Source organism: Streptomyces longisporoflavus, from assembly GCF_014649775.1.
Taxonomy (GTDB): Bacteria; Actinomycetota; Actinomycetes; order Streptomycetales; family Streptomycetaceae; genus Streptomyces; species Streptomyces longisporoflavus.
Genome location: NZ_BMTR01000002.1, coordinates 69,358 through 85,656 on the forward strand (window position 1 = coordinate 69,358; position 16,299 = coordinate 85,656).

Consider the following 16,299-nt stretch of genomic DNA (forward strand, 5'->3'; position numbering starts at 1 on the left):
ACGGCCAGGAGGTCTCATGCCCCGTCCGACCAGCGACGTACAAGCATTTGAAGCCCGCGCAACTGACGCCGACCTCGACGATCTGCGCGCGCGACTGGCCGCGGCGCGGCTGCCGGAGGCCGAGACGGTCCATCGCCCCGCGCCCGACCCCCGCCGGTGGGAACAGGGCGTTCCCCTCGCCGACCTCGTCGATGTCGTGGACTACTGGCGCACCGGGTACGAATGGCGGCCGTTCGAAGAGCGCCTCAACCGGCTCGGCCAGTTCCGCACGACCATTGATGACCTGGGAATCCACTTCCTGCACCGCCGGTCCGCGCGCGCGGACGCCACTCCGCTGATCCTGACGCACGGCTGGCCGGACAGCATTGTTCGGTTCGTCGACGTCATGGACGAACTGGCAGATCCAAAAGACGCGGACGCACCGGCGTTCCACGTCGTGGTCCCGTCCCTCCCGGGTTTTGGTTACAGCGACAGGCCGGCCGCCACCGGGTGGGGCACCGAGAAGATCGCGGCCGCATGGGTCGAGCTGATGGGAAGGCTTGGCTACAGGAAGTTCGCGGCCCACGGCGGCGACTGGGGAGGGAATATCACCACGGTTCTCGGTGGCAGGTTCCCCGACCACGTGCTCGGAATCCACACGACATTCGCGGAGGGTCCGCCCGGCCTGACGACGGACGGGCTGACGGCGGTCGAACGCACGTGGGCCGAGGAAACCCGGGACTTCTGGCGCCACCGTGCGGCGTACGCGAAGCAGCAGGCGACCCGACCGCAGACCATCGGCTACTCGCTCGTCGACTCACCGGTCGGGCTTCTCGCCTGGATTCTGGACAAATTCGCCGAGTGGTCAGACACCGACGACAATCCGTTCGAGACCATTTCCATGGACAGAATCCTTGACGACGTCACCCTGTACTGGCTGACACGGACCGGCGCATCGGCGGCCCGCATCTACTACGAAAGCCACAACTCCCTGGACCCCGACCTCCGGGTCGACGTCCCGTCAGCGCTCACCATGTATCCCCGCGACGTCGAGAAGTGCCCGCGCCCCTGGGCACAGCAGCGCTACCGACAGATCGTCCGCTGGAGGCTGCCGGAATCCGGCGGGCATTTCCCGTCGCTGGAGGTTCCCGGGTATTTCGTCAAGGACCTGCAAGAAGGTCTCGCGGCGGTGCTGGCCGCCCATCGGTGAACACGGATCGGTGCCCCGGCGGCCACGGCATGTCCGCAGCCGCCGCAGGAGGCCCGAAGGTGCCGGTGTTGCTGCAGTGGAGCGGCCCGGCAGCGCCGGACAATCACCACCATGTACCTGAGCTCCCACCCCCGGACGGCCGGCCGGCCGCGGACGGCGTCCCGGCTGTGGCACGCGGCGCTCCTGGCCATCGTCACCGCCGCCCTGATCACCCAGATCGTGCTGGTGTGCACCGGTGGTGCCGATGCCAACTCCGCACGAGGGACGGACGACGCGGGCACCGCGACCAGACTCGTGCGTCTCTTCAGCTACTTCACCGTGCAGAGCAACCTGTTGGTGATGGTGTCCTCGCTGTCCCTGTTCCTGGCGCCGCAGCGGGACGGCAGGCTCTGGCGCGTACTGCGCCTGGACACGCTCCTCGGCATCGCCATCACCGGGCTCGTCTTCGCCGTGGTCCTCGCCCCCGACATCCACCTCACCGGCGCGGCCCTGTGGGTCACCATCGGCTTCCACTACATCGCACCACCCGCCACCCTCGTCGGCTGGCTGCTATTCGGCCCGCGCGACCGCATCGACCGGACCACCGTGGCCCGCTCATTCCTGTGGCCCGCCGCCTGGATCGGCTACACCCTGCTGCACGGGGCCGTCACCCACTGGTATCCGTACCCGTTCCTGGATGCCGGGGAGCTGGGATATGCCGTCGCACTGCGCAACATCCTGTTCGTGCTGCTGATCGCCCTCGCCGCCGCGCTGGCCCTGGCTCGCTTGGACCGCGTCCTGACGCGCCGGGCAGCACACCGGGAGCGCCTGGCGCCCTGACCCTGCCACGGGCCGGTCGCCCTTCGGCCTGCCCGCAGACAGCTGTCCGCCGGGGCCCGGGAGCGTACGGCCCCGGGCCCCGGCGGAGTCAGTGTGCCTACAGCGCGGGGTAGGCGTTCTTCATGAGTTCCTGGAACTGGGCGGAGAACCAGTGGCCGGAGACCGGCGCGTCGGGCAGCGCCCCGGACATGTTGTTGTTGTTGCGCGGATTACCGGTGTACGTCGGGTCGCACATGCGGTCGAAGCCCTTGCCCTCGTCGTTGTCGATGGCCTTGCTCGAACCGTCGGACTCCCCCGGCGGCTTCATCCACACGTAGGCGTCGATCCCGGTGGCCGGGTTGGCCTGCGGCCGCTCGCCGAGGCCGGCTCCGGACTGGTTGCACCAGTTGCCGAGGTGGATGCGGCGGTCGTAGCGCCCGCCGTTCACGTACGTGTCGACGTCGGTGGTGGCACCGGGCCCGGCAGGCCTTGCGGTGCCGCCCCAGCCGTTGCGGGACGTGTCGATCAGCATGCCGAGGTTCTGGTCGAAGCCGAGCGAGACCAGCTTGGTACGCATGGCCTGGGCGTACGACAGCTCGTCGGTGTAGCGGTTCCAGTCGACCCACTTGGACTCGCGTACCGACTTGCCCGCGACGGAGTCGCCGATGGCGAAGTTGTTCTCCTTCAGTGCGCTGTAGTTGGCCGTGTTCACGATGAAGCCGTGAACGTCGGACAGCTTCGCGCCGTTGCCGGAGGCGGTCGTCTTGAACAGTTCGGCGGAGGGGCCGAAGTTGTCGTCCCAGCCGAGCCAGCCGTGGTGGCCCGCGTCGATGTAGTTGTAGACGTTGCCGATGTCACCGAGCTTGTCGAGGGCGTAGGCGACGCCCTTCTGGTAGTTGCCGTTGGCCTTCATCACGTCGCAGTTGGGCGTGGCCGTGGGACGGCCGGAGACGTTGGTGATGAGGTTGGGCAGCGAGTCGATCTCGATCGTGGTGACGATGCGCAGGCCCGCGTACTTGGGCTCGGCGAGGATCGCGGCGATCGGGTTGATGTAGTCCGTCTTGTACTTGTCGATCTCCGTCGGGCCGAGTTCGCCGTTGGAGGCGAGGGCGGCGCAGTCGCGGCCCGGCAGGTTGTAGACGACGAGTTGGACGACTTGTTCGCCGCTGCCCTTCTGGGCGAGGGCCGCGTCGAGGTGGTCGCGCAGGCCCATACCGTCGCCCACACCGTTGATGGCGGCGATGCGGTCGAGCCAGACGCCGGTGGGCTGGTTGGCGATACGGGAGCCGCCGGGTTCGGCCTTGGCCTTCGCGGACCACTCCGGGTTCACGTACACCTTGGCGCCGGCGTACGGGTTGTCGACGCGGTCACCGGGCTCGGTCGGGTCCGTGGGATCGGTCGGGTCGGTGGGATCGGTGTCCTCGTTGCAGGTGACACCGTTCAGCTTGAAGGTGGCGGGCAGGGCGTTGCTGCCACTGTAGGTGGCGTTGAAGCCGAAGGAGGCGGAGGCGCCGGTGGCGAGCGCGCCGTTGTAGGAGGCGTTCTTGGCGGTGACGGCGGCGCCGGACTGGGAGAGGTCGGCGTTCCAGCCGTTGGTGACCTTCTGGTTGCCCGCGTAGGACCAGGTGAGGTTCCAGCTGTTCACCGCGGCGCCGTTATTGGTGACGGTGACGGCGGTGGTGAAGCCGCTGTCCCATTGGTTCTGCACCTTGTAGTCGACGGTGCAGGCGGCGGCCGCGGTCCCGGAGTCGGCAGGCAGCGCGGCGGCGGTGCCGACGCAGGCGGCGCCGGTGAGGGCGAGGGCGGTGAGCACGGCGGTACCGGCTCTCGATCTGATACGGCTCATGGTGTGCGGTGTCCCTTTCCTGAGGAGAGTTGAGTCGTGCGGTTCTCTGGAATGAGGTGGGTCGTGCGGTGCGGGGCGGTCATCCGTTCACGGCGCGCAGGTGATCGCGCAGGCCGATCCCGAACGCGGTCGGTGTGCCGTCGTACGAGCTGATCAGGGACGGTCCGGAGGAGCAGTCCCAGGTGTTCCAGGTCCAGCCGAGGTACGACTGCTTCCGGTCGTCGAACCACTTCATGACGCGGTCGACGAACCCGTGCGAGCAGGTGTTCTCGCCGATCTCCCCGGCCACCAGCGGCACTTGGGCCGCGACGGGCCCGAGTGTGGAGTCCCAGCAGCTCTCGTTGGAGCAGGTGTTGAAGTTGTAGACGTGCCAGGCCGCGGCGAGATTGCCGGCCGGGTCGGAGGGACGATGTGCGAGCCACTGACTGAGGTCGTTGGAGTAGGCCAGGCCCCCCGCGAGAATCACGTTCTTGGCGCCCGTGGCCCGCACCGAGTCGACGAGGTCCTGCATTCCGGCGACTTCGTAGCCGATGCCGGGGCAGTTGCCGCCGTCCTTCCAGCAGGCCCACGCGTCGACGGTGCTGGAGGTGGCGCGGTCCGGATAGGGCTCGTTGAAGAGGTCGAAGACGACCGTCGGATCGTCCTTGTAGGTGTTCGCGACCGACGACCAGAAGCCGGGTGCGTACCGTGCGTCCGGCATCGGCTTCTGACAGCTGGCGTGGACGTCGGTGCAGCCCGCCGAGTTCCCGGTGTACTGGCCGTACGACCAGTGCATCTCCAGGATCGGCGTCATGCCGTGGGCCTTGACCTTGGTGACCAACTCCTTGATGGCGGACTGGTAGTTGACGCCTGCGTACTCGGGCTTGATGTTGTCGAGACCGAGCCAGCACTCCTCGTTCAGCGGGATCCGGACGGCGTTGGCCTTCCAGTCGGCGATGGCGGCGACGGACGCGTCGTCGACCGGTCCGTCGAAGATGCCGTGGCCCTGGACACACATGAACTCGGCGCCGGAGCGGTTTACGCCGAGGATCCGGCGCGTGGCGCCGGAGGCGTCGACGAGCTTGTTGCCGGAGACCTTCAGGGCCGGGGCCTCGCCTTCGCCCGGATCCGTCGGATCGGTCGGGTCCGTCGGATCGGTGTCGTCCGTGTTGCAGGCCGCGCCGTTCAGTTTGAAGGCCGTCGGCACGGTGTTGGCGCCCGACCGCGATCCGATGAACCCGGCCGAGACGCTGCCACCGGCGGGCAGCGCACCGTTCCATGACTCGTTGGTCGCAGACACGGCCGTCCCGGACTGGGACCACTTCGCGGCCCAGCCCTGAGTGACCTTCTGACCGTCGGCGAAGGCGAAGGACAGGCTCCAACTGTCCTTGGCCGCACCGTTGTTGGTGACCTTCACCGCGGCCTGGAAGCCGCCGTCCCACTGCCCGGTGACGGAGTACTCCACCGAGCAGGCGGGGGCAGCCGCGGACGCGGCGTCGGTCAGGGGGACGAACGTGGCCGCCGAGACGGCGCACGCGAGCAAGGTTGCCTTCAATGCATGACGCGGGGGGTGGCGCATGAGCGACTCCCTGCAGCTCGGGCGCGACCGGCACACGGCCGGCGCGTCGACTGATGGAACCGCTCCCACTGGTTGCTGGTGGACTGTAGAGAAGGAACTGCCGTCAAGCAACAGAGGAGTTCCGAATTTTCTGTTGTCGAATTAATTCGACTCTTCAAGCCTCTTGACCCTCATTTCCCTCGTACCCATCCTTGGGAGCGCTCCCACTGGTTCACAGGTTGTGACGCCCACATCACGACTCCACCCCTCGCTCCCTGAATCACAAGGAGGAACCAGGGCATGCCACAAAGACGGGCCCGGCGGCTGTGGACCGCTGTCGCGGCCACCCTGGCACTACCGCTCGCCACACTCACCGCGCTGCCAACCACCGCCGAAGCGGCGGCAGTTGAATGCAGCGTCGACTACAAGACCAACGACTGGGGCTCCGGCTTCACCGCCGATCTGACGATCACCAATCGCGGCAGCGCGGCGATCGACGGCTGGACCCTCACCTACGACTACGGCGGCAATCAGAAACTCGCCAACGGCTGGAACGCGACCTGGTCGCAGTCCGGTAAATCGATCACCGCGAAAAGCCTCTCGTACAACGCGAAGATCGCGCCCGGCGCCGCCGCCACGGCAGGCGCGCAATTCACCTACAGTGGCGCGAATTCAGCGCCCACCGATTTCGCCGTCAACGGAACGACGTGCGCGGGCGCCCATCAGCCGCCGATCACGGTGCTCACCAGCCCGAAGGCCGGCGCGGTCTATTCGGCGGGCGACGCCGTCCCGCTCGCCGCCACCGCCGCGGCCGCCGACGGGGCGAGCATCGACAAGGTCGAGTTCTACGACGACACGACCCTGCTCGGCACGGACACCACAGCGCCGTACACCCTGGACGCGGACGCCCTGGCGGCCGGAACGCACTCCCTGTACGCGAAGGCCCACGACAGCCAGGGCGCGTCCGGCGAGTCGACACCGGTCGGCATCACGGTCGCGGCGGGTCCCGCCCTGGTCGCCTCACCGTCCCAACTCGGCATACAGCAGAGCAAGTCGGGCACCTTCGACGTGAAGCTGTCGACGCGGCCGGCGTCCGACGTCTCGGTCTCGGTGGCCCGCACGAGCGGCAATTCCGGCCTGTCCGTCTCCTCCGGCGCGAACCTGACCTTCACGCCGTCGAACTGGAACACGGCGCAGAAGGTGACGATCGCCGCCGACGCCTCCGGCACGGGCGCGGCCACCTTCACCGTGACGGCTCCCGGTCACACCAAGGCCACGGTCACGGCCACGCAGCTCGCCGCGTCCAAGACGTACGACGCGCGCTTCCTCGACCTCTACGGGAAGATCACCAACCCGGCGAACGGCTACTTCTCGCCGGAGGGCGTCCCCTACCACTCGGTCGAGACGCTGATCGTCGAGGCGCCGGACCACGGCCACCAGACGACGTCGGAGGCCTACAGCTACCTGCTGTGGCTCCAGGCGATGTACGGCAAGGTCAGCGGCGACTGGTCGAAGTTCAACGGGGCGTGGGAAATCATGGAGAAGTACATGATCCCCACCCACGCGGACCAGCCGACGAACTCCTCCTACAACGCCTCGAAGCCCGCCACCTACGCACCCGAGCACGACCTGCCTTCCCAGTACCCGGCCAAGCTCGACCCCTCGGTCTCCGTCGGCAGCGACCCGATCGCGGCGGAGCTGAAGAGCGCGTACGGCACGGACGACATCTACGGCATGCACTGGTTGCAGGACGTGGACAACGTCTACGGCTACGGCAACGAACCCGGCAAGTGCGAGGCGGGCCCGACGGCCACCGGCCCCTCCTACATCAACACCTTCCAGCGCGGAGCGCAGGAGTCGGTGTGGGAGACGGTGCCACAGCCGACCTGCGACGCCTTCAAGTACGGCGGCAAGAACGGGTACTTGGACCTGTTCACCGGTGACTCCTCCTACGCCAAGCAGTGGAAGTTCACCAACGCCCCGGACGCCGACGCCCGTGCGGTGCAGGCCGCCTACTGGGCCAACCTGTGGGCCAAGCAGCAGGGCAAGGGTTCCGACATCTCGGCGACCGTCGGCAAGGCCGCCAAGATGGGCGACTATCTGCGGTACTCGATGTACGACAAGTACTTCAAGAAGGTCGGCAACTGCACCGGGCCGACGGCCTGCCCGGCCGGCACCGGCAAGGACGCCTCGCACTATCTGATGTCCTGGTACTACGCCTGGGGCGGCGCGACGGACACCTCCGCGGGCTGGTCCTGGCGCATCGGTTCGAGCCACACCCACGGCGGCTACCAGAACCCGCTCGCCGCGTACGCACTCTCCTCGGCCGCCGACCTGAAGCCCAAGTCGGCGACGGGACAGGCGGACTGGGCCAAATCGCTCGACCGGCAGCTGGAGTTCTACCGCTGGCTGCAGTCGGACGAGGGCGCCATCGCCGGCGGCGCGACGAACAGCTGGGGCGGCAGTTACGGCACCCCGCCGTCCGGCACGCCGACGTTCTACGGCATGTACTACGAAGAGGCGCCGGTCTACCACGACCCGCCGTCGAACCAGTGGTTCGGCTTCCAGGCGTGGTCGATGGAGCGCGTCGCCGAGTACTACCAGCAGTCGGGCGACGCCGACGCGAAGGCGGTCCTGGACAAGTGGGTGGACTGGGCCCTGTCCGAGACGACCGTCAACCCCGACGGCACGTTCCGGATCCCCTCGACGCTCAAGTGGTCGGGCAAGCCCGACACCTGGAACGCGTCGAATCCCGGTGCCAACTCGGGACTGCACGTCACGGTCGCCGACTACACGAACGACGTCGGTGTCGCGGCGGCGTACGCCAAGACCCTGACCTACTACGCCGCCAAGTCCGGCGACGAGAAGGCGAAGACGACGGCGAAGGCGCTGCTCGACGGCATGTGGGAGCACAACCAGGACGCCCTCGGCATCGCCGTGCCCGAGACCAGGGCCGACTACAGCCGATTCGACGACCCGGTGTACGTGCCGAGCGGCTGGACGGGCACGATGCCGAACGGCGACAAGATCGACTCCTCGTCCACCTTCTCCTCGCTGCGCTCCTTCTACAAGGACGACCCCAACTGGTCGAAGGTCGAGGCCTATCTGGCGGGCGGCGCGGCACCGACGTTCACGTACCACCGATTCTGGGCCCAGGCGGACATCGCGCTCGCCATGGGTTCGTACGCGGAGTTGCTCGAGTGACGCCCCGCTGACGGCGGCTCCGTGTACACCGGGCCGGGCGGGCCCCCTCCCCGGGGCCCGCCCGGCCCTCATTGCCTCTCTGACTGATCGGTGTACGGTGGAAGGTGTAAACCGATCGGTATACCCGCAGGGAGGTTCAAGCGATGAATGCGCCCCAGTCCACCCAGTTCATGCGAGCGGTGCGGATCACCGGACACGGAGGACCGGAGGTGCTTGAGCCGGCGGATGTCGCCGTCCCCGCCCTCCGGGCGGACGAGGTGCTGGTCCAGGTCAGCTCGGTGGCACTGAACAACACCGACCTGTGGACCCGGGAGGGCGCCTACGGCCGGCCCGGGAATCCCGGGGCGACGTCGGGCTGGCGCGGCCCGATCGACTTCCCGCGCATCCAGGGCGCCGACGTGGCCGGCCGGGTCGTGGCCGTCGGGGACGCAGTGGAGGACAGCCTCGTCGGGCGCCGCGTGGTCGTCGACCCCGCTATCTACGACAGCGAGGGGCCGGACGCCAACCCGGTGGGCCTGATGGGAAGCGAACGCGACGGCGGGTACGCCGAGTACGTGACGGCGTCGGCGAAGCGCGTACACGACGTAACGGAATCTCCGCTCACGGACGACCAGCTCGCGGCCTTGCCGACCGCTTACGGCACGGCGCTGGGCATGATCGAGCGAGGCAGGCTCGGGAAGGGCGAAACCGCCCTGGTCTCGGGAGCGTCCGGCGGCGTCGGAATCGCGCTGGTGCAGATCGCCCGCGCACGCGGGGCAAGGGTGATCGCCATCAGCAGCGGACCCAAGATGGACGCGGTGCGCGCAGCAGGAGCGCACGAGGTCATCGACCGCGCGGGAGACGTCGCCGAGCAGATCCGCGCCGCCGCCCCGGAAGGCATCGACGTCGCACTCGACGTCGTGGCCGGCGAGTTGGTGAGCGCAGGGCTGCCGCTGCTGCGCGAAGGGGGCCGGTGGGTCATCGCCGGCGCACTCGGCGGATACGACGTGGCCTTCGACGTGCGCCGTCTCTACCTGCACAACGCTCAGGTCATCGGGTCGGCCATGCACACACCCACACACTTCGAGCTGCTCATGGACCTGGCCCGTCGGGCCGAGGTCGACCCCGTCATCGCCGCCACCTTCCCCCTGGAACAGGCCGCCCGGGCGCAGGAGGAACTCGCCCGCAGGGGGCACGTGGGGAAGATCGTCATGCACCCCTGAGTTCACTCCTGCCCGGTGGCCGCACCCCGGTACTCGTCGGATGCCGGCACCGAGGGGTGGGTGTGGGCTGTTTGCAGGAGCTTCGCGGCGCCGCGGACCGCCGCGGTGTGCGGGGCGGGGACCGGGCGTACGGGGGCGTGCAGTCGGCCGGTGAGAGGGTAGATGATCTCGGGTCGCAGCGCGCCCCCGCCGGCCAGGAGCGGGCCCCGCCGAAGGGCATCGAGCGTCTGGGAGGTGCGGTCCTGTTCCAGCATGGCGGTCGTCATCGTGACGATGGCCTCGGTGATCTGTTCCGGCGCCTCGGTGATCTGTTCCGGCAGGGTGCGGCGGTCCAGGTCGCTGGTGCCCAGGGCGGTGTGCCGGGCGTCGAGCACCGCGCCGTCGGCGAGAAGCGTGACCTCGGTGAGATGGGCGCCGATGTCCACGACAAGCAGAGGGCGGCTCAGGTCGGCGTCCGCGGCCATGGCCACGGCGCGCGCGGTGGGAACGGTCAATACCGAGCGCGGGCCCAGGACTTCGACCGCGGTACGCGCTGCGGCGCGGTAGGCGATGCCGCCCAGGACTGGCGTGGTCAGGATGAGCAGGGGACGGCCGAAGCGGGGCAGGCGGTGACCGAGCAGCCGGTCGAGCATGCGGGCGGTTCCGGGGGTGTCCACGATGGTGCCGCGCTGGACGGGATAGGCGGCACCGGCCCCTTCCCCGGCACCGGCACCGGCACCGGCACCGGGGAAGGTGATCGTGGGCACGTCGAGGATCATGCGCCGCCCGGACGTCCAGACCCTGGTGCGTGCGCTGCCCAGGTCGAGGGCGATGCCGAAGCACTGCCGGCACCAAGGCCACGCACGGTGGCGGGCGGCCACGCGGCCGGGACCGGACGGGGTGGTCACCGGCCGGCCTCCCTGACCTGCTGACAGCGTGCGCAGTAGCGTGCCTGCGGCACGATCATCAGTCGTTCGCGGGCGATGGCTCCGCGGCACAGGTGACAGGACCCGTAGCTGCCGTGGTCCATGCGCTCAAGAGCTGCTTCGACGTCCGCGAGGACCATACGGGCCGAGGCGGTGAGCTTGACATGGACCTCCAGCCGGGAGGAGCTCTGCCGGGCGCGCGTCGCCGCGGTGCGGGTCGTACGGGCCGTCGGGGCGGCCGAAAGCTGCTGCAGCTGTTCCCTGCGGAAGAGGCGTTGTTCGTGGAGGTTCTCGCGCAGCGCGGCGAGGATCTCGGGCGGCAGAGTGGTCTCGCGGGCGATGATCTGGTGGTTCACCGGTTCACCCCTTGGGCAGGGCGGGAGGAGGAGGGGACTGGCCGGACAGGAAGAGGGCTGGCGGGGCCGGGTATCTGTGGTCAGGCGACGCCGCGCAGGCAGGGGACACAGAACGGGGTGTACGGCAGGATTTCCAGCCGCTCCACCGGAATGGCTTGCGTGCATTTCCGGCAGAGGCCGTAACTGCCGTCCTGTACGCGGGCAACGGCTGCCTCGATGTCGGTCAGGACACGCAGGACCGCTTCTTTCTGCGTGGACATCATCTGTTCCTCCGCCTCCGGCCCGGCCTCGTCGATGGCCCGCAACTGGGTGAGCCGAGTGGCGCGTTCGTGCTCGAGGCGCTGAAGAGCCTCGTGTGCCGTCAGCCGCACGGCAAGGGCTTCGGTCCGGGGCACATCGAGTGACATGGCAGTTCCTTCTTTCAGCGGGCGGGTCGCGCCGGACAGGGAAATCGGGGAGACGCGGGCTGCGCTCCATGCCTCCACCGTGGTCGCACCGGCGGGCAAAACCCATCGGGCGCGATACCCATTTGCCGCCGCCCCGGATCCATGACGCCGCTGCGGGCCAGCTCCCGGAAATGGGCACTGGAGCCCATCGACGCCGACGCCGGGAGCGGGCAACCTGGACGGCAGGCCGGTCAAGATCAATGGCATGCGGCTCACGCTTCGGGTGCGCGATGACCGACAGTAGAGACAAACCCGTGTCACCCGGAGAAAGGCGTCATCCCGTTGTCCCTGTTCTGGCGGATCTTCGCGCTCAACGCAGTGGTGCTCGGAGGCGCCACAGCGCTGCTGTTGTGGGCGCCGGTGACCGTCTCCGTACCGGTGCTGCTGACCGAGGCCGTCATCCTCGTCACCGGTCTGGGCGTCATGCTGGTCGCCAACGCGGCCCTGCTGCGCATCGGCCTTGCCCCACTGGGCCGGCTCACCCGGCTGATGACCACCGTCGACCTGTTGCGTCCCGGACACCGGCTGCCGGAGCAGGGCACCGGTGAGACGGCCGAGGTGATCCGCACCTTCAACGCGATGCTGGAGCGGCTCGAACAGGAGCGGGCCGCCAGCAGCGCCCGCGTCCTGCTCGCCCAGGAGTCCGAACGGCGCCGCATCGCCCAGGAATTGCACGACGAGGTCGGCCAGACCATGACCGCGGTCCTGCTGGCCCTCAAGCGGGCCGCGGACGAGGCGGACGAACCCCTGCGCGGGGAGTTGCAGCAGACACAGGAGATCACCCGGGGCAGCCTGGACGAAGTACGCCGTCTGGTGTCCAGGCTGCGGCCGGGCGTACTGGACGACCTCGGTCTCATCAGCGCCCTGACCTCCCTGACCACGGAGTTCGCCACACACGCGGGGCTGCGCGTGGTGCACCGCTTCGCCGCCGGTCTGCCCCCGCTGGACCAGCAGACAGAACTCGTCCTGTACCGCGTCGCGCAGGAGGCCCTGACCAACGCGGCCCGCCATGCCGAGGCCGACCACGTCGAGGTGAGCCTGGAGCGCACCGGCGAGGCGGTGGTGCTGAGCGTCGTCGACGACGGCCGCGGCACCGGGGTCGCCCGCGAAGGGGCAGGCATCCGCGGCATGCGCGAGCGGGCCCTGCTGAGCGGAGCCACTTTGGACGTCATCTCCAAGCAGCAGGACGGTACGACGGTGCGGCTGACCGTGCCCCTCCCCGGGAGGCAGACATGACCCAGCCCCGTACATCCGCGATCCGTATCCTCCTCGCCGACGACCACGTACTGGTACGTCGCGGGGTACGGCTCATCCTCGAGCGGGAACCGGACCTCGAGGTCGTCGCCGAGGCCGGGGACGGCGCGGAGGCCGTCGACCTGGTCCGTACCCACGAGGTCGACCTGGCGGTGATGGACATCGCGATGCCCCGGATGACCGGCCTGCAGGCGACCCGGGAACTCCTCGCGCTGAAGCCCGGAACGCGCGTGCTGATGCTGACGATGCACGACAACGAGCAGTATTTCTTCCAGGCGCTGAAGGCCGGCGCCAGCGGATACGTGCTGAAGTCCGTGGCCGACCGCGACCTGGTGGCGGCATGCCGGGCCGCCATGCGTGACGAGCCCTTCCTGTATCCGGGCGCGGTCACGGCGCTCATCCGCAAACACCTCGACCGTGTCCGTCAGGGCGAGGAGCCACCCGAGCAGGTGCTGACCGCGCGCGAGGAAGAGGTCCTCAAACTCGTCGCCGAGGGCCACTCCTCCAAGGAGATCGCCGAGATGCTCTTCATCAGCATCAAGACCGTGCACCGCCACCGGGAGAACCTGCTGCACAAGCTCGGCATGCGCGACCGGCTTGAACTCACCCGCTACGCGATCCGCGTCGGTCTCATCGAAGCCTGAGCCACCCGACCGCCCCAGGACTCCGACCGCCTACTCCCCGGTCGGGGCCTTGGGGCTCCGCACTGCTCCCGACGGAGCACCACCACAAGGAAATGAGGGGGGAAGGGGGATGGCCCGCTTCGCGCACACAGCTGCACGCAGCCGCGGCCCGGCGGAGTCACGCACGCGCGGCCCGGCAGCGCTGTCGGCCGTCCTGCTCGCCGTCCTCGTCACCTTGCTCGGCCCGTCCGTCCTCGGCAGCGAGCACCCCTGGCCGCCGGGCGGCACAGTGGCCGGCGCCGATACCGCGGCGTCGGCAGGGAGCATGCCGCATGCAGTCGACCCGGCACCGAGCGAGCCCTACGCGGAGAACGCAGAACCCGGCGACCCCGCCGCCACCGTGCGAAGTCACCGGGACGCCACCGGCGAGCGTCATGCCCCGCCGCTCTCCGCCCCCGGCGCGTCACGCAACACCGCGGCCGACCCCCGCCCGCTCCCGGTGGCCCCGGGTCCGGCAGCGCTCCCACCCGCATCGGCATACCCGGCACTCGGCCACGGGGTGCGCGCACCGCCCTCACCGTCCGGCAACTGACCTCTCCTACTTCCTTCTTGTCCGCGGCCACTGCCCTGGCCGCGGTGTGCCTGCCGGAGGCCTGCTGTGCCACGATCCACGCGCATCAGAGGGCTGATCGCTCTCGCTGTCGTCGCGCTGTCCCTGTATGTCACGCTCACCGTCCCCGTCCGCCTCGGACTCGATCTGCGGGGCGGCACCCAGATCGTGCTGGAAACCCGCCCCACCGCCGAGACCGATACCGATGCCGAGGGTGAGGCGACGGACCGCACCGTGGAGGTGCTGCGCGGCCGTATCGACGCGCTCGGTGTCGCCGAACCCACCATCACCCGCTCCGGCAGCGACCGGATCGTCGTCGAACTGCCCGGACTGCAAGATCCGCGGGAGGCGGCCGATGTGCTCGGCCGCACCGCCCAGCTCACCTTCCACCAGGTACTCGGCACGGCAGCCAAGGCCGAGGAGACGCCCGAGCCACTGCCCGAACGGCCCCGCGAGCTGGTGCTGGCCGATGAGTCCGGCCGGCCCTTGCGTCTGCAGGCGGCCTCGCTGACCGGCGGGGATGTCGAGAAGGCCGCCGCCCGCCTCGACCAGCAGGGCGGTGCCGGCTGGCACGTCACCGTCGACTTCAAGGGCTCGGGCAAGGACGGCTGGGCCCGGCTGACCGGCGAGGCCGCCTGTCATGCGGCCGGAGATCCGGCCCGCCGGGTCGCCATCGTCCTGGACGACAAGATCATTTCTTCGCCGCAGGTCGACCCCTCGGTCGCCTGCCGGTCCGGCATCAGCGGCGGCTCCACCCAGATCACCGGAAACTTCGACGACAGCGAGGCCAGAGAACTGGCCCTGCTCGTCAACGGCGGCGCGCTTCCGGTGCCGGTCGAGACCGTCGAGCAGCGCACCGTCGGCCCCACCCTGGGCGCGGAGGCCATCACGGCCAGTGCCCTGGCCGCCGTCATCGGCACCGCCTTGACCTCTTTGTTCATCATCGCCGCCTACCGGATCATGGGCGCTCTGGCCGCCGTGGCCCTGGCCTGCTACGGCCTCATCTCCTACGCCGCCCTCGCAGCCCTCGGCGCCACCCTCACCCTGCCCGGGCTCGCCGGGTTCGTCCTGGCCATCGGCATGGCGGTCGACGCCAACGTGCTCGTCTTCGAACGCGCCCGCGAGGAACACGCCGCGCGTCTTCGCCCCACCGTGCGCTCTTCGATGACCGCCGGATTCCGCAGAGCCCTCAGCGCGATCGCCGACTCCAACATCACCACCCTCATCGCCGCCGGCCTGCTCTTCTTCCTCGCCTCCGGCCCCGTGCGCGGGTTCGGCGTCACCCTGGGCATCGGCGTTCTCGCCTCCATGGTCAGCGCCCTGGTCATCACCCGCGCCCTCGCCGACCACGCCGTCGCCCGCCCCGGCCTGCGCCGCCGCCCCCACCTCACGGGCATCGCCCACACCGGAACCGTCCGCGACCGCCTCGGCCGCACCAACCCGAACCTGATGCGCCACCCACGCCGGTGGCTGGCCGCCTCGGCGTGCGCCCTCGTCGTGGCCGCCTCCGGCATCGCCGTGCGCGGCCTCGACTTCGGCGTCGAATTCACCGGTGGCCGCCTCATCGAATACACCACGGCCGCCCCCATCGACGCCGACCGGGTCCGCACCGCGCTGGCCGACGCCGGATTTCCCCGGGCCGTCGTCCAGACCTCCGGCGAGAACCAGCTCACCGTCCGCACCCACCAGTTGAGCAACGCCGGGGCGGCAACCGTCACCGAGACCGTCAGCAACCTGGCACGCGACGCCGACAAGATCCGGGACGAGGCGATCGGGCCCAGCCTCGGCAAGGAACTGCGCCAGGGTGCCCTCATCGCCCTCCTCGTCGCCCTGGGCGCCCAACTCATCTATCTCGCGGCCCGCTTCCGCTGGCTCCTTGGCACCTCCGCTGTCGCCGCCCTCGCCCACGACGTCATGATCCTGGTGGGCGTCTTCGCCTGGCTGGGCAAGCCCATCGACGGCAGCTTCCTGGCCGCGCTGCTGACCGTCATCGGCTACTCCGTCAACGACTCGGTCGTCGTCTTCGACCGGATCAGGGAACTCGCCCGCGCCGACCGCGAGAAACCCTTCTCCGCCGTCGCGAACCGGGCCCTTCTGCAGACCCTGCCCCGTACCGTCAACACCGGCATGGGCGCCGCGTTCATCCTCACCGCGCTGGCCCTACTGGGCGGCGATTCCCTGACCGACTTCGCCCTGGCCCTCCTCATCGGCCTCGCGGTGGGCACGTACTCCTCGATGTTCACCGCCACGCCCCTGGCCATCGAACTGCACCGCCGCACGTAAGGTCTCACGCGGCTTCGGGTGGATGCCCTCGGTGCGCGCCGCTGTT

At 69.4% G+C, this 16,299-nt stretch carries 13 protein-coding genes; 8 read left to right on the top strand and 5 right to left on the bottom strand.

Annotation, left to right across the window (positions count from 1 at the left end):
* Positions 1 to 16: 16 nt before the first annotated feature.
* Both IE226_RS04355 and IE226_RS04360 read left to right on the top strand, forming a co-directional pair.
* Positions 17 to 1,189 (top strand): epoxide hydrolase family protein, encoded by a 1,173-nt coding sequence (locus IE226_RS04355; protein ID WP_190079649.1) that lies wholly within the window; start codon positions 17 to 19, stop codon positions 1,187 to 1,189.
* Positions 1,190 to 1,300: 111 nt separating this feature from the next.
* Positions 1,301 to 2,008 carry a Pr6Pr family membrane protein gene (locus IE226_RS04360; protein WP_190079650.1) on the top strand — a complete coding sequence of 236 codons (708 nt, stop codon included), beginning with the start codon at positions 1,301 to 1,303 and terminating at the stop codon, positions 2,006 to 2,008.
* Between the two features lie 97 nt (positions 2,009 to 2,105).
* Here IE226_RS04360 and IE226_RS04365 read toward each other — a convergent pair whose 3' ends face one another.
* Both IE226_RS04365 and IE226_RS04370 read right to left on the bottom strand, forming a co-directional pair.
* On the bottom strand, positions 2,106 to 3,833 hold the full coding sequence (locus IE226_RS04365) for a glycoside hydrolase family 6 protein (RefSeq protein ID WP_190079651.1): 1,728 nt from the start codon (positions 3,831 to 3,833) through the stop codon (positions 2,106 to 2,108).
* Between the two features lie 79 nt (positions 3,834 to 3,912).
* Positions 3,913 to 5,391, bottom strand: coding sequence for a cellulose binding domain-containing protein (locus tag IE226_RS04370; RefSeq protein WP_190079652.1), 1,479 nt, complete (start codon positions 5,389 to 5,391; stop codon positions 3,913 to 3,915).
* Between the two features lie 279 nt (positions 5,392 to 5,670).
* Here IE226_RS04370 and IE226_RS04375 point away from each other — a divergent pair, with 279 nt between their 5' ends.
* Positions 5,671 to 8,574 (top strand): glycoside hydrolase family 48 protein, encoded by a 2,904-nt coding sequence (locus IE226_RS04375; protein ID WP_190079653.1) that lies wholly within the window; start codon positions 5,671 to 5,673, stop codon positions 8,572 to 8,574.
* 143 nt (positions 8,575 to 8,717) lie between these two features.
* Positions 8,718 to 9,776, top strand: a complete 1,059-nt coding sequence (locus IE226_RS04380; protein WP_190079654.1) for a zinc-binding dehydrogenase — start codon at positions 8,718 to 8,720, stop codon at positions 9,774 to 9,776.
* A 2-nt stretch (positions 9,777 to 9,778) separates the two neighbouring features.
* Here IE226_RS04380 and IE226_RS04385 read toward each other — a convergent pair whose 3' ends face one another.
* The 3 genes from IE226_RS04385 to IE226_RS04395 all read right to left on the bottom strand — a co-directional run bounded on the left by IE226_RS04385 (position 9,779) and on the right by IE226_RS04395 (position 11,444).
* A complete protein-coding gene (locus tag IE226_RS04385; protein WP_190079655.1) occupies positions 9,779 to 10,663 on the bottom strand; it encodes a rod shape-determining protein in 885 nt (294 codons plus the stop codon).
* Positions 10,660 to 11,037 carry a TraR/DksA family transcriptional regulator gene (locus IE226_RS04390; RefSeq protein ID WP_229870483.1) on the bottom strand — a complete coding sequence of 126 codons (378 nt, stop codon included), beginning with the start codon at positions 11,035 to 11,037 and terminating at the stop codon, positions 10,660 to 10,662. The genes IE226_RS04385 and IE226_RS04390 overlap by 4 nt, the downstream gene beginning before the upstream one ends.
* An 80-nt stretch (positions 11,038 to 11,117) precedes the next feature.
* Positions 11,118 to 11,444, bottom strand: a complete 327-nt coding sequence (locus IE226_RS04395) for a TraR/DksA family transcriptional regulator (RefSeq protein ID WP_190079657.1) — start codon at positions 11,442 to 11,444, stop codon at positions 11,118 to 11,120.
* A 321-nt stretch (positions 11,445 to 11,765) separates the two neighbouring features.
* On the opposite strand from IE226_RS04395, the gene IE226_RS04400 reads away from it, so the two are divergent.
* The 4 genes from IE226_RS04400 to secD all read left to right on the top strand — a co-directional run bounded on the left by IE226_RS04400 (position 11,766) and on the right by secD (position 16,253).
* Positions 11,766 to 12,719 (top strand): HAMP domain-containing sensor histidine kinase, encoded by a 954-nt coding sequence (locus tag IE226_RS04400; RefSeq protein ID WP_190079658.1) that lies wholly within the window; start codon positions 11,766 to 11,768, stop codon positions 12,717 to 12,719.
* Complete coding sequence (locus IE226_RS04405) at positions 12,716 to 13,381, top strand: response regulator transcription factor (protein WP_190079659.1); 666 nt, start codon at positions 12,716 to 12,718, stop codon at positions 13,379 to 13,381. Before IE226_RS04400 ends, IE226_RS04405 begins: the two co-directional genes overlap by 4 nt.
* Positions 13,382 to 13,490: 109 nt before the next feature.
* On the top strand, positions 13,491 to 13,952 hold the full coding sequence (locus IE226_RS04410; protein WP_190079660.1) for a hypothetical protein: 462 nt from the start codon (positions 13,491 to 13,493) through the stop codon (positions 13,950 to 13,952).
* A gap of 66 nt (positions 13,953 to 14,018) precedes the next feature.
* Positions 14,019 to 16,253 carry a protein translocase subunit SecD gene (gene secD, locus IE226_RS04415; RefSeq protein WP_190079661.1) on the top strand — a complete coding sequence of 745 codons (2,235 nt, stop codon included), beginning with the start codon at positions 14,019 to 14,021 and terminating at the stop codon, positions 16,251 to 16,253.
* Positions 16,254 to 16,299: the final 46 nt, after the last annotated feature.

Coding starts and splice junctions, on each gene's coding strand:
- IE226_RS04355 (WP_190079649.1), top strand. CDS start 17: ATGCCCCGTCCGACCAGCGACGTACAAGCATTTGAAGCCCGCGCAACT.
- IE226_RS04360 (WP_190079650.1), top strand. CDS start 1,301: ATGTACCTGAGCTCCCACCCCCGGACGGCCGGCCGGCCGCGGACGGCG.
- IE226_RS04365 (WP_190079651.1), bottom strand. CDS start 3,833: ATGAGCCGTATCAGATCGAGAGCCGGTACCGCCGTGCTCACCGCCCTC.
- IE226_RS04370 (WP_190079652.1), bottom strand. CDS start 5,391: ATGCGCCACCCCCCGCGTCATGCATTGAAGGCAACCTTGCTCGCGTGC.
- IE226_RS04375 (WP_190079653.1), top strand. CDS start 5,671: ATGCCACAAAGACGGGCCCGGCGGCTGTGGACCGCTGTCGCGGCCACC.
- IE226_RS04380 (WP_190079654.1), top strand. CDS start 8,718: ATGAATGCGCCCCAGTCCACCCAGTTCATGCGAGCGGTGCGGATCACC.
- IE226_RS04395 (WP_190079657.1), bottom strand. CDS start 11,444: ATGTCACTCGATGTGCCCCGGACCGAAGCCCTTGCCGTGCGGCTGACG.
- IE226_RS04405 (WP_190079659.1), top strand. CDS start 12,716: ATGACCCAGCCCCGTACATCCGCGATCCGTATCCTCCTCGCCGACGAC.
- IE226_RS04410 (WP_190079660.1), top strand. CDS start 13,491: ATGGCCCGCTTCGCGCACACAGCTGCACGCAGCCGCGGCCCGGCGGAG.